Origin of the sequence: Bradyrhizobium sp. SZCCHNR3119, from assembly GCF_032487775.1 — a bacterium.
Lineage (GTDB): Bacteria > Pseudomonadota > Alphaproteobacteria > Rhizobiales > Xanthobacteraceae > Bradyrhizobium.
Window position 1 is genome coordinate 5,803,898 of sequence record NZ_JAUEUV010000001.1, and the last position, 13,129, is coordinate 5,817,026.

The window sequence follows — 13,129 nt, forward strand, 5'->3', positions numbered from 1 at the left end:
GACGGCGAAGTGGCGTGGTCCTGGTCTCCCGACGCTGAGACCAAGCCGGCGGGGATGATGATCCGCTGGCGACGGGGGCAAGACAGCCGGTCCCCGGGGAGAGCGCCTATAAGTCGCAAAACCGTCGCGCAGGGAAGGCCGGATATTGGGCTGAACCTGTGGTTCTGCCGCGTGCTTTTTGCTGCACGCGGACCGCGGGTATCAGCCGATACCCGGTCTTCCCTGCGCCTCTTCGTTGAGAGGCGGTTGAATGGAGACAACAACTCGGGCTCAGGCGGCCGCGAGATCGCGTCGTCACGCCTGCGGTTTGAAACGTGGAGAGAGGTGCCGTGACGATATCCTGCATCCCATCATGGCTGGCTGGAAAGAGATCGACGATCGTTCGCCCCTGGGCCTGCGTCGCCGACCGACCGCGAATGATGATCATCGTCCAGGCCCCGCTCGCCTCGACTTCGTTGAAGGACCAGACCGATCCTGAGTCCGCCACTCCGCGACTCGTTCCCCTCGGCTCGGTGGCGAGGGTGGGATCACCGGCCAGCGTGCCGGGCTGCGGCCGCCATCGGGAGCTTGTCGAAGATCGTTCCGTTCATCAGCAGCGCGATTTCGCTGGCCGGCATCGGCTTCTGGCATTCGGACAGCGGGTTGAACCAGAAGTTCGCGTTCGGCAGCATGGTGAACAGATCGCGGGCCGAAGCGCCGAGGCAGGCTTCCGGCGCCTTCACATAGTCCGAGATGCGCTGCCTGGAGGTGAACGCCGGCAACCAGGTCAGGCCCTGGAATTCGACGCTCGCGACGTTGATGCGCTCCTGGCGCGCGAGCGAGCGGTGCTGCCCGGGCTCGATCGGGGCCTCCGGTGTCAGGACATAGATCTCGGCCTCGAGCAGCGCGCGGTAGAACCGCGGGATGATCGCCGGATCGCGGCCGGCCGCCTGCATCAGCGCTTCGAGACTGTTCTCCGGTTCGAACATCGTGGCCTCCCTTGGGATTGATCAACTCATTGCGGCGCGCGCGTCAGCCCGGCTTGCCGCGCAGCGCGCGGTAGACGGTATTGCGCGAGATGCCGAGCCGCCGCGCAGTCCTGCTGATGTTGTTGCCGGCTTCCGCGAAAGCGGCGAGCACAACGGCGCGCTGGATTTCGTGCAGGTCGGCAGGGGCGCATTCGTCCACCGTAATGTTCGGCGCCATGCGCTCAGGCCCACCGGCGCCGATGACGGCCTCGACGGTGGCGGCGTCGATCACGGGGCTGGTCTCGCTGAGCGAGAGCCGCGCCAGCGCGTTGCGGAGCTCGCGGATGTTGCCGTCCCAGCTCCGTTGCGCCAGCCGCTGAATGGCAGCCTCGGACAGCGCGATCGACGGGTCGATCTTGTGCATCAGATGGCGCGCGATGTCGGCGAAGTCGGTGCGTTCGCGCAGCGGCAGCAGCGTCACTTCGAGCGTGTTGAGGCGAAACAGCAGGTCGGATCTGAACCGGCCCTTGGCGATGGCGTCGTCGAGATTGGCGTTGGTGGCCGAGACGAGGAGCACGTCGACCTCGCGTTTGCTGCCTCCGACCGGCCGCACCGTCCAGTCATCGAGGAAGCGCAACAGCACCGCCTGCAAGGTCACCGGCATGTCGCCGATCTCGTCGAGGAACAGCGTGCCGCCATCGGCTTCCTTGAACAGGCCCGCCGAGCCGCCTTTCCTGGCGCCCGTGAAGGCGCCCTCGGTGTAGCCGAACAGCTCGGCCTCGATCAGGCTGTCGGGAAGGGCCGCGCAGTTGACGGCGACGAAGGATCCCGTGCGGCGGCTCGCCGCGTGGGCGTGGCGTGCCATCTGCTCCTTGCCCGTGCCGGTCTCGCCGCGAATGAGGATCGGCATCTTGCGTGAAGCTGCGACGGCGACGCGCTGTACGATGGCCGCTATCCGCGGATCGGCGGAGACGAAGGCCGCTGCAGCGTGCTTCGGCGGCGCCGGCCGCGGGGCCGGCAGGCGATGCGTCATCGGGAATTGGCGGGTGTTCTCGATCGTCGCGACGAACTGGCTGCCGACGTCATCCTCGAGCCGCTGGCGCTCGTTGCGCCGGCCCTCGTCGAGAAAATCTGCGAACCTCGCGCGGAAGACATCGCCAAAGCGGCGGCCGGCGGAGGCCGGCAGCCCGTGTAGCAGAACCCGGGCGGCGCGGTTCGCGGCGAGGATCTGGCCGTCATTGTCCACCGCCAGCAACCCGGCGCTGAGCGTGTGCAGATATTCACCGCGGTTGTGGAAGGCGATCAGGATGTTGCCGCGATGCTGTTCGCGGAACAGCCCGTTCTCGATCTGGGTCGCGGCCATCGCGACGAGAGCCTGGGTGTGGGCCTGGCGCGACATGCAGTCGGAGGACGCGTCGAGGATGCCGGCGACTTCGCCATCCGGTGCGAAGATCGGCGCCGCCACGCAGGTCAGATTGTTGTAGCGGGCGAAGAAGTGCTCGCGCCCGTGCACGACGATCGGCCGCTTGAGATGGGCCGCGGTGCCGAGCCCGTTGGTGCCGCAGATCGTCTCGGTCCAGATCGCGCCGGCCCGGATGCAGGCCGCGTCCGATGCGCAGCTGAAGCTGGTGTCGGAAATGATGTCGAGCAGCAGTCCTTCCGCCGTCGCGAACGCGATCATGAAGTTGGAGCCGGCGATCTGCTGGTGCAGCGTGTGCATTTCGGCCAGCGCAAGGCCGCGCACCAGCGAGCAGCGCTGCTGCTCCTGCCGCAGCACTGCCGCGTCGACAAATTCGGGCGAGGGCGGGCGCAGCGCATCGAGGCCGAGGCTGATACAGCGCATCCAGCTGTCGTAGATGTCGGCCGACAGAACATCGGCCGGCAGATGGCCCTGATCGTCGAGCTTCATCCACGCGCCGTCGACGCGCCGGCTGGCTGGCAGCATCGTCCATCCTCCCGCTCCGAGGGCTTTGCAGTTCCCCGTCCGCTGCAGCCCGCTTGATTGTTAGTTCTGTGGTGCTGCTCGACTCATCATAGAGCAATCGAGCCGGAATCCAAATTTCGACCGTAACGTCCTTGCATCGCGAAAACTGCTCCGTCTCGGAACAGTTGTGCAATCAGCTTTGCTCCGCGGCGGACCGAAGGACGGCGCGAGCGCGCGGCAGAACGTCCGGATTATCAGCTTGTTAGCTCGCTGGCATAGCTCTTGCTCAGCCCTGATCAATGGCACGCTGATCAAGTTGCCGTGCAAAACAAAAATATCCGGGGGAGTTCGATGAAGGCCGCTGTTCTCCGTGCATTCGATGAAACGCTGACGGCCAAGGAATTCGTCAGATATGAGGAGGTCACCGATCCGAAGATCGCGCGTCCGATGGACGTGATCGTGCGGATCGGCGGCGCCGGTGTCTGCCGCACCGACCTGCACATCGTCGAAGGAATCTGGCGCAGCAAGGTCGATGTCAAGCTTCCCTACATCATGGGTCACGAGAACGCCGGCTGGGTCGAGGCCGTCGGTCCCGGCGTCGAAGGCGTCAAGGTCGGTGACAGCGTGATCTGCCATCCGCTGGTGACCAGCGGCCATTGCCTGGCGTGCCGGCGCGGCAACGACATGCATGCGCTCGATAGCTCCTTTCCCGGCATCAACGCCAATGGCGGCTACGCGCAATATCTGCTCACCGGCCAGCGCGCGCTGATCAAGCTGCCGAAGTCGCTGGCGCCGAAGGACGTCGCTCCGTACACGGATGCCGGCCTGACCGCCTATCGCGCCGCCAAGAAGGCGTCGCGTCATCTGCTGCCGGGCGAGTATGCGGTGGTGATCGGGGCCGGCGGCCTCGGCCATATCGGCATCCAGGTGCTCGCAGCACTTTGCGCGGCCGAGATCATCGTCGTCGACCGCTCCGCCGACTCGCTCGAGCTCGCCAGGACCTGCGGCGCGCATCATCTGGTGAAGGCCGGCGAGAGCGCGGTCGAGGCCGTGCTGGCCCTGACCGGCGGCCGCGGCGCCGAGGCCGTCATCGATTTCGTCGGCGAGGGCGACGCGATCGCCAAGGGCCTCGCGATGACGGCGAATGCCGGCTCCTATTACATCGTCGGCTACGGCGGCAAGATCGACATCCCGACCATCGACATGATCACGACGGAAAAGACCATCGTCGGCAATCTCGTCGGCACCTATGCCGAGCTGGTCGAGCTGATGGCGCTGGCCGACCGCGGCCTCGTGAACCTGCACACCAGGGAATACAGGCTCAGCGAGGCCAATGATGCGCTGCATGACCTGCATCATGGGCGCATCCACGGGCGCGCGGTGCTGATTCCCTGATGCGTGCGCGGCGAGATGCTCGGGCCCGGACCCCATCATCGAACGGGAGTGACGCGTGTGGACTCCGACGAGCGCAAGCCACAGATGACGGCCGAGGAAGCGGCCCGGCTGCAGTTGGCGCACGAGCGGATGATCGCCCGGCACAGACTGATCGAGGGCATCATCCGCAACAACGAGCTGCAGCTCCGCAACGAGAGCGCTCGCGGCGGTGCGGAGATCGAGCTGGCGTGCGCACAAGGCGACCTTGCGGGGGCGCAAGGCGGCAGCGCCGCGCGGGACGAGTTTGACAGGGTCGTCGAGCGTCTCGGCAAGCTTCGCGACGAGCATGCGCGGCTCGTCGCCGAGCGCGAATGGCTCAACCACGCTCTGTTGGAATTCGACAGCACGCCCACGGACGACGACCAAAAACGGACGGGACACGCATGATGAGCAAGGTCGACATGAGCAGGCTCAACCTCAGGACATCAGGCGCGCCGATCTCGGCCGTGCCGCCGCCTCAGCAAGCTGAGCAAGCAGAAGAAGACCGGTCGAAGGACGCGTTCTTCGCGCAGGTCGGCGAGCTCGCCGAGGCGATGATCGCGCGGCACGGTCGTGAGTTTGCCACCGGCACGCTGGTGCTGGCGGCGAAGTTCGTCGCGGAAGGCCGGCCATTGGCCAGTCGCGGCGCGGACACCGGCAGCGCTGCCAAGCCGGTCTGAAATGCCGATTCGTTGCGGGAGTGAAAGTCAATTTTCGAAACTCAAAGTTGATGGGCTGACGTGAATTTGCAGGAGACGTCGCGGAAGCAGCCGTTGGTCGCCGCTGCCGTGATCGGATGATCAAGGCCTGAATGCAGAAAACTGGTGCAACGTTCAAAGGAGAAGGAAATGTCTGCAAGTCTAACGCTGAATAAGATTACGGCCCAGAAGGGCATCACGATTGCCGAGGCCGCAAACCGGGTCGCGGATCTCGGCTGGACGCCGAGCTACGTCCAGGAAGCGATGACCTTCCCGACCGACTACAAGATTTCGAAGACTCCGCGCGATCCGATGAAGCAGGTGCTGCGATCGTATTTCCCGATGCAGGAGGAGAAGGACAACCGGGTCTACGGCGCGCTCGACGCTGCGTTGCGCGGCGACATGTTCCGCAACGTCGAGCCGCGCTGGGTCGAGTGGATGAAGCTGTTCCTGGCCATCATCCCGTTCCCGGAGATATCGGCCGCGCGGTCGATGGCGATGGTCGGTCGGCTGGCGCCCGGCGAGGAGCTGCGCACCGGCTTCACGATGCAGATGGTCGACGAGTTCCGGCACTCGACGATCCAGATGAACCTCAAGAAGTGGTACATGGAGAACTACATCGACCCGGCTGGGTTCGACATCACCGAGGCGGCGTTCGGCAAGTGCTACGCGACGACGATCGGCCGCCAGTTCGCCGAGGGCTTCCTGACCGGCGATGCGATCACCGCAGCCAACGTCTACCTGACAGTGGTCGCGGAGACCGCGTTCACCAACACCCTGTTCGTGGCGATGCCGTCGGAAGCGGCCCGCAACGGCGACTACGCGCTGCCGACCGTCTTTCTCTCGGTGCAGTCGGACGAATCGCGCCACATCGGCAACGGCCACTCGATGCTGATGGCGATGATCAACGATCCGTCGAACCACCAGCTGCTCGAGCGCGACCTAAAATACGCGTTCTGGCAGAACCATGCGATCGTCGATGCGGCGATCGGCACCTTCATCGAATACGGCACCACCAACCGCGACAAGAACAAGGAGTCCTATGCGGAGCTCTGGCACCGCTGGATCTATGAAGATTACTACCGCACCTACATGCTGCCGCTGGAGAAATACGGCATCAAGATCCACCACGACGACGTCGCCGCCGCGTGGGACCGGATCGTCAAGAAGAACTATGTCCACAAGACCGCGCAGTTCTTCGCAGTCGGCTGGTCGGCGAACTTCTGGCGGATCGAAGCCCAGACCGAAAAGGACTTCGAGTGGTTCGAGCACAAATATCCGGGCTGGTACGCCGAGTTCGGCGATTTCTGGAAGTGGTATGCGAAGCTGAGCGTGCCGGGCGAGACCAACATCCTGTTCAACAGCGACGTCGGCTACGTCTACCCGCATCGCTGCTGGAGCTGCATGGTGCCGTGCCTGATCCGCGAAGACTTCGTCTGCGACGAGGTCGACGGCAAGATGTACACCTATTGCTCGGAGGGCTGCCGCTGGACCCACAAGGTGGCGTTCGCCGCCGAGTATGAAGGCCGCGCCACGCCGGCGATGGGCCGCTTCAGCGGTCGCCGGGAATGGGAGGACTGCTATCACGGCTGGGACATTGCCGACGCGATCAAGGATCTCGGCTTCGTCCGTCCGGACGGCAAGACCCTGACGGCCCAGCCGCATCTGCGGTTCGACGCCGAGGACATGTGGACGCTTGACGACGTGCGCGGCCACCAGCTCGGCAGCCCGCTACGCGGCTTCCGTGCGCTGTCGCCGATCGAGCGCGAGGTCGCCGTCGCCGACTATCGCAAGGGCTTCACCATCAATCCTTGCCACTGAGGATGCGAGAGCAGGGGGCCGGTTCGCCGGCTCCCTGCTCTCATCAGCTTGCGTGTGTCGGGGAGGTTGTCGATGTCGGTTGGTAGAGGGGCTGTCATGACGGACGTGCAGGTTCACAAGGTTCGTTTCGAGCCCGTCGGAATCGAGATGGAGGTGGAGGAAGGCGAGACCGTGCTCGATGCGGCGTTCCGCCAGGGCATCTCGCTGATGCATGGCTGCAAGGAAGGCCAGTGCGGAAGCTGCAAGTCGAAGCTCGTCGACGGTGACATCGAGCTCATGAAATACTCGACCTTCGCTTTGCCGGACTATGAGAGCGAAAACGGGCACGTGCTGCTCTGCCGGACGCACGCCTATAGCGATGTCAGCTTCGAGCTGCTCAACTACGACGAAGACCTGCTCAGGCGATCGATCGCGGTCAAGACGGTTCACGGCCGCGTCGCGGCCATCACAGCGCTGACGTCGGACATCCGTCTGCTGGAGATCGACATCGACAAGCCGATGAAGTTCTGGGCCGGCCAGTATGTCGATTTGACGATCAACGACGGCCGTATCACCCGCGCATTCTCGATGGCGAACGCGCCGGGCGAAGACGTGAGGCTCCGCTTCATCATCAAGAAATATCCCAATGGCGCCTTTTCCGCGCAGCTCGATGGGGGGCTCGGCGTCGGTGACGTGGTTATCGCGAAGGGCCCTTATGGCACTTGCTTCCGGCGCGAGGAGCGAACCGGTCCGATGCTGCTGATCGGCGGCGGGTCGGGCATGTCGCCGCTGTGGTCAATTCTGGCCGACCACATCGCGAGCGGCGAACAGCGGCCGATCCGCTTCTTCTACGGCGCCAGGACGCGCGCCGATCTGTTCTACCTCGACGAGCTCATGGCGATCGGCAAGCAACTCGAGGATTTCAAGTTCGTGCCGGCGCTGTCGCATGCCGGTCCCGACGACCATTGGGACGGCGAGACGGGCTTCGTCCACGAGGTGGTCGCGCGGCATCTGCGCGAAGAACGGCTGGCGGGAACGATCGACGCCTATGCCTGCGGCCCGACGCCGATGATCGAGGCCGTGCTGCCGATCCTGCAGGGCAATGGTGTCGAGCCGGACCACATCTATTTCGACAAGTTTACGCCGGCAGTGCGATGACGGCGTTCGAAAATCGTCGCAACACAAGAGCAAAAGAGGGAGGCCATCATGAGCATGCAAGCAGGCAGAGTCGCGGCGGAGCCGTCAGCCGTCAAATCGGGAGCGGCGGGATCCGCAGTCTTTCCCGGCTCCGATAGCCGCAAATACAACTATTTCGAGCCGAAGGGCCGCAAGGCGACGCACTACGAGGACATGACGGTCGATGTCCAGCCCGATCCGGAGCGCTATCTGCTGCAGGATTGGATCATCTCCTTTCCTGACGGAACGCCGACCTACAGCAAGGACTGGACGGCGGCGAAGAGCTCCAACTGGCACAAATTCCGTGCTGTCGATCAGGAATGGGAGCGGACGCACTATCAGCGGCAGTCGACGATCTGCGGCATGGTGCAGAACACCATCGAGAACGGCCGCAAGTCCGGCGCGCCGTCGCGCTTCGACCCGGCCTGGGTCAAGATCCTGCAGAACCATCTCGGCGCCTACAAGCACGCCGAGTTCGGGCTGGGAACGTCGACCATGCAGGCGCAGCGCTATGGCTATACCCAGATGGTCAACAATGCGATTCTGACCAACTCGTCCTACAAGCTGCGCTTCGCGCAGGACATCACGCTCTATCTGAGTGAAATCGCGCTCGACCTTCCCGGCTTCGACGTCAACGCGGGCAAGCAGCATTGGCTGGAGGATCCGATCTGGCAGGGCGTGCGCAAGTCGATCGAGTCGGTGATGGGCTCGAACGACTATCTCGAGCAGTATTTCGCCACCAACGTCGTCTTCGAGCCCCTGGTCGGCGAGCTGTTCCGGTCCGGCTTCCTGATGCAGGCCGCCTCGGCACAGAACGACTTCATCACGCCGGCCGTGGTCTCGGCTGCGGAGGCCGACTACGAGCGCAATCTCGCCAACACGGTCGAGCTGTTCCACATCCTGGGTACCGATGCCACGCATTCGGCGCACAACATCGCGCTGTTCAATAAATGGCTGGCCAAGCATGCCGAGCTCGCGCTCGACGCGGCCAACCGCCTCCAGCCGATCTGGTCGCAGCCGCGCGTCAAGGTCGTGACCTTCAGTGATGCCCTTGCGCAGGCCAAGAACCGGATCAGAGGCATTGCCGCCGAGCTTGGCCTGACGGTTCCGGCCGGTCTCGCCTCGTAGCCGAACCCCACGACCATCAGTCAAACCGTCAGGAGAGCGACAATGATGCAGGAAGCCGACAACATCTTCAAATCGATGAAGGACATCACGTTCGAGGACACGGTGTCTCATCAATGCGGGGTCACGATGAACGACAGTGTCGAGGCGCGCGCCATCGCCGAGGTGATGAGCCGCCACGACCACATCACCGTGACCCACATGCCGGCGATGATCCGGATCGACGGCACCGGCAAGATGGAATTCAAGATGGACGAGATCTCGGAGGAGCTCGGCCGCGAGATGACGCCGCATTTGTTCGAAATCTCGACCTCGACCCACTACGGACGGATGGTCATGATCGACGACAACACCGTGATGCTGTTCGGCGACATGAACGAGATGATGAAATACATCGTCTGATCCGACCGCGCAGAACGCCCGGCCGACCTCAGGCCGGCCGGGCCAATCGGCGACGCCGTCACGGCGAGCCTCATAACATCAATTTGGGAGCGGGAGACGCACAATGTACAGGACGGCGAAGGGTGAAGAGATTTTCGTGATCGACGGCCATACCCATTTCTGGGACGGCAGTCCCGCGAACCAGAAGAACATTCACGGCAAGCAGTTCATCGACTGCTTCTATGCCTATCATTCCAATCTCAGTCCGCCATCGGAGAAGTGGGAAAAGGCGAAGTTCGAGAAGTACGACGCCAAGACGATGTTCGACGACCTGTTCGTGTCGGGCTATGACGACATGGCGATCCTGCAGCCGACCTATCTGACGGATTTCTACAAGAACGGTTTCAATACGACGGAACGCAACGCCGCGATGAAGAAGAGCCATCCGGACCGTTTCATCCTCAACGGCGCGTTCGATCCGCGGGACGGCAGCAAGGGCCTGGAGGATCTTCATGCCTTGGCAGAGAAGCACAGGCTCCAAGGCGTGAAGCTGTACACGGCGGAATGGCGCGGCGAGTCCAAGGGCTACAAGCTGTCCGACAAGGAGTCCTACCGCTACCTCGAGGCGGCGCAGAAGCTCGGCATCAAGAACGTTCACGTCCACAAGGGGCCGACAATCATCCCGTTGAATCGTGATGCGTTCGATGTCGCCGATATCGACGACGTCGCGACCTCGTTCCAGGATCTGAATTTCATCGTCGAGCATTGCGGGCTTCCGCGGCTGGACGATTTCTGCTGGATCGCGACCCAGGAGACCAATGTCTATGCGGGGATCGCGGTGGCGCTGCCGTTCATTCATTCGCGTCCCGGCTATTTCGCTCACGTGATGTCGGAGCTGCTGTTCTGGCTCGGGCCGGATAAGATCCTGTACGGCAGCGACTACGGCATCTGGACGCCGAAATGGCTGATCGACAAGTTCATGGCGTTCGAGATTCCGGATGATATCACCAGGGAAACCGGCTCGGTGCTGACGTTGGAGACCAAGACCAAGATTCTCGGCCTCAACGCGGCGCGGCTCTACGGAATTGATGTCGAAGCCCAGAAGCAGAAGATCCGGGCCGGCGGCGGCTACGCGCATCTGTCTGAACCCGTGCCGGCGTGAGCGTCATGAGCGGGCGCGTTGCAAGGAGTCTGCCGGAACGGGACCGGCAGGCTTATGCGAGGCACGTCGAGACCAGGCAGGCCGAGCTGTGGGCCTGCCTGCGCGGCGTGACGGACCCGGAGCTCGATGAATCGGTGGTCGATCTCAACTTCGTCATCAGGGCGGATGTCGACGCGGGCAATCATGTCGACATCGAATTCCGGCTGCCGACCTATTGGTGTGCCGCCAACTTCTCGTTCCTGATGGCGGACGACATGCGCCGTGCCGTCAGCGCGCTCGACTGGGTGGAAAGCGTCAGCGTGGTCCTCGGCGAGCACATGTTTGCCGACAAGATCAACGCCGGGCTGGCGCAGGGCCTGTCGTTTCAGGAGACGTTCGGCGTCGAGGCCGATGGCAACCTGGACGATCTGCGCCGGACGTTTCTCCTCAAGGCCTTCCAGCGCCGCCAGGTCGCCTTGCTCAATCATCTCACGGAGCTCGGACACGTGCCTGAAACGATCACCGCGCTCACCTTGGCGGAGCTTCGTTGCCTTCCCGTCGATGATGAAGGCGATCGTCTGCGGCGGCGTTATCTCGAGCGGCGCGATGTGGTGGCGGCCGCCCGCGACCAGATGCCGGCCTTCGTCGATGCTGCGGGATCGCCGCTGCGCGCCGGTGGATTTTCCGCCTACGTCTCAGGGCTGAGGCGTGTCGGCGTCAACGCCGAATTCAACAGTGCGCTGTGCCGCGGTTTGCTGTCGGTGCGGTTCGATCTCGAGACGCCCTTCGTTCCGAAAACGCGAGTCTCGGCCTGATCGGCCGGGGGACAACAACAACGGTCGCGCCGGCCATGATGGGGGCGAACGACCAGGCCAATGGGAGGTTGAGAACATGCCGAAGATCATGCTGCATGACGAAGCCGCGCGAGCGGCATTGGGACGCGGCGTTGCCAAGCTTGCCAAGGCGGTGCGGGGAACGCTGGGGCCGAGGGGCATGAACGCGATCATGGATCGACCGATCGGAACACCGATCGTGTCGCGCGATGGCGTCAGCATCGCGAGCGAGATCGAGCTCGAATGCCCGTTCGAGAACATGGGCGCCCAGGTGCTGCGCGAGGTCTCGAAGCAGACCAACGACACCGCCGGCGACGGCACCACGACGGCGACGGTGCTGGCCGACGTGCTGGTGCAGGATGGCCTCAAGAGCCTCGCCGCCGGCGCGAATCCGGTGGAATTGGTGGAAGGCCTCGAGCTGGCGGTGGCTGAAACGATCAAGAACCTGAAACGATCCGCGATGGCTCTGCAGGGATCGGCAGGCCTGCGGGCGGTCGCGAGCATCGCGGCCAATGATGCCGCGCTCGGCGACATGGTCGCGGAAGCGTTCGAGCGCGCGGGAACGCACGGCATCGTCGCGGTCGAATACGGCAGCACGGTCCAGACGACGCTCGAAGTCGTCGAAGGCATGGCCTTCGAGCGCGGCTATCTCTCGCATCACATGGTGACGGATGTCGAGCGCATGCAGGTCGTTCTCGACAATCCGTTCATCCTGATGACCGACCACAAGATCCAGAGCGGCGAGCAGCTCGCCGGCGTGATCTCGCTGGTGGAAAGGAGCGGCCGGCCGCTGCTGATCATCGCCGAGGAGGTCGCGCCGGTCGTGATCATGCAGCTGCTGGCGCGCCGCGAGAAGAGCAACTTCAAGGTCGCCGCGATCCATCCGCCGGAGTTCGGCCATTGGCGCAAGGCCATGCTCGAGGATATTGCCATCACCACCGGTGGCCGCGTGATCTCGGTCGATCTGGGCGGCCGGCTGGAGAAGGCCGAGCTGCAGGATCTCGGCGCAGCGCGTCAGGTGCGGATCTCCGCCTCCAAAACCTTAATCACGGCAGGAGCAGGCGATCCGGTGAAGATTGCCGCGCGCCGCGAGCAGGTGATGCGGCAATATGATGCGGCGCCGGAAAATATCGAGCGCGACAAATTCCAGGAGCGCATTGCCAAGCTGTCCGGCGGCACCGCGATGATCCTGGCGGGCGGAGCGACGCCCGTCGAACAGAAGCGCCGCACCCAGCTGATCGAGGATGCGATCAATGCGACGCGGGCCGCTATCGAGGAGGGCATCGTTCCAGGGGGCGGCTTTGCGCTGTTGAAGGCGGCGCCAAAGCTCGACGACCTGATCAACGGCCTTGATGGCAGCTTGAGGCAGGGCGCGGAACTGCTCCAGCGCGCGCTGAGCCGCCCGCTGTTTCACATCGCTGCCAACGCTGGCCTGGATGCCGAGGCGGAGGTCAAGAAGGTCGCCAAGGGTGCCAACGGCCACGGTCTCGACGCGCGCAACGGCGCGTCGGTCGATCTCGTCAAGGCCGGCATCGTCGATCCGGTCAAGGTCTGCTACAGCGCGGTTCGCAATGCAGCCTCCGTCGCCGGGCTGATCCTGACAACGCAGACGTTGATCGCGAAGAAGCCGGACGACTATGACCCCACGGCTGGTCCGGCCCTGGGTGGGGGCGCCGAGCGACTTTGAGCCG

At 63.9% G+C, this 13,129-nt stretch carries 12 protein-coding genes; 10 read left to right on the top strand and 2 right to left on the bottom strand.

Features of this window, described 5'->3' with window-relative positions:
* Positions 1 to 527: 527 nt before the first annotated feature.
* Positions 528 to 968 (bottom strand): SseB family protein, encoded by a 441-nt coding sequence (locus QX034_RS26745; RefSeq protein ID WP_315705346.1) that lies wholly within the window; start codon positions 966 to 968, stop codon positions 528 to 530.
* Positions 969 to 1,011: 43 nt separating this feature from the next.
* Complete coding sequence (locus tag QX034_RS26750; protein WP_315705347.1) at positions 1,012 to 2,892, bottom strand: sigma-54-dependent Fis family transcriptional regulator; 1,881 nt, start codon at positions 2,890 to 2,892, stop codon at positions 1,012 to 1,014.
* Positions 2,893 to 3,222: 330 nt separating this feature from the next.
* Between QX034_RS26750 and QX034_RS26755 the strand changes: the two genes are divergently transcribed.
* The 10 genes from QX034_RS26755 to QX034_RS26800 all read left to right on the top strand — a co-directional run bounded on the left by QX034_RS26755 (position 3,223) and on the right by QX034_RS26800 (position 13,125).
* Complete coding sequence (locus tag QX034_RS26755) at positions 3,223 to 4,266, top strand: NAD(P)-dependent alcohol dehydrogenase (protein WP_315705348.1); 1,044 nt, start codon at positions 3,223 to 3,225, stop codon at positions 4,264 to 4,266.
* A 57-nt stretch (positions 4,267 to 4,323) separates the two neighbouring features.
* The gene (locus QX034_RS26760; RefSeq protein WP_315705349.1) at positions 4,324 to 4,692 is read left to right on the top strand and encodes a hypothetical protein; all 369 of its coding nucleotides are present in this window, start codon (positions 4,324 to 4,326) and stop codon (positions 4,690 to 4,692) included.
* Entirely contained in the window at positions 4,692 to 4,964 is a 273-nt protein-coding gene (locus QX034_RS26765; RefSeq protein WP_315705350.1) for a hypothetical protein, read from the top strand. Before QX034_RS26760 ends, QX034_RS26765 begins: the two co-directional genes overlap by 1 nt.
* A 168-nt stretch (positions 4,965 to 5,132) precedes the next feature.
* On the top strand, positions 5,133 to 6,803 hold the full coding sequence (locus QX034_RS26770; protein ID WP_315705351.1) for an aromatic/alkene/methane monooxygenase hydroxylase/oxygenase subunit alpha: 1,671 nt from the start codon (positions 5,133 to 5,135) through the stop codon (positions 6,801 to 6,803).
* 72 nt (positions 6,804 to 6,875) lie between these two features.
* Entirely contained in the window at positions 6,876 to 7,940 is a 1,065-nt protein-coding gene (locus tag QX034_RS26775) for a 2Fe-2S iron-sulfur cluster-binding protein (protein ID WP_315705352.1), read from the top strand.
* A gap of 48 nt (positions 7,941 to 7,988) precedes the next feature.
* Positions 7,989 to 9,086 (top strand): aromatic/alkene monooxygenase hydroxylase subunit beta, encoded by a 1,098-nt coding sequence (locus QX034_RS26780; protein ID WP_315705353.1) that lies wholly within the window; start codon positions 7,989 to 7,991, stop codon positions 9,084 to 9,086.
* Positions 9,087 to 9,128: 42 nt separating this feature from the next.
* Complete coding sequence (locus QX034_RS26785) at positions 9,129 to 9,485, top strand: MmoB/DmpM family protein (RefSeq protein WP_315705354.1); 357 nt, start codon at positions 9,129 to 9,131, stop codon at positions 9,483 to 9,485.
* 103 nt (positions 9,486 to 9,588) lie between these two features.
* Entirely contained in the window at positions 9,589 to 10,626 is a 1,038-nt protein-coding gene (locus tag QX034_RS26790; protein ID WP_315705355.1) for an amidohydrolase family protein, read from the top strand.
* Positions 10,627 to 10,631: 5 nt separating this feature from the next.
* Entirely contained in the window at positions 10,632 to 11,420 is a 789-nt protein-coding gene (locus tag QX034_RS26795; RefSeq protein ID WP_315705356.1) for a metal-sulfur cluster assembly factor, read from the top strand.
* A gap of 76 nt (positions 11,421 to 11,496) precedes the next feature.
* Positions 11,497 to 13,125 (top strand): molecular chaperone GroEL, encoded by a 1,629-nt coding sequence (locus tag QX034_RS26800; protein ID WP_315705357.1) that lies wholly within the window; start codon positions 11,497 to 11,499, stop codon positions 13,123 to 13,125.
* The last annotated feature ends 4 nt before the right edge of the window (positions 13,126 to 13,129 follow it).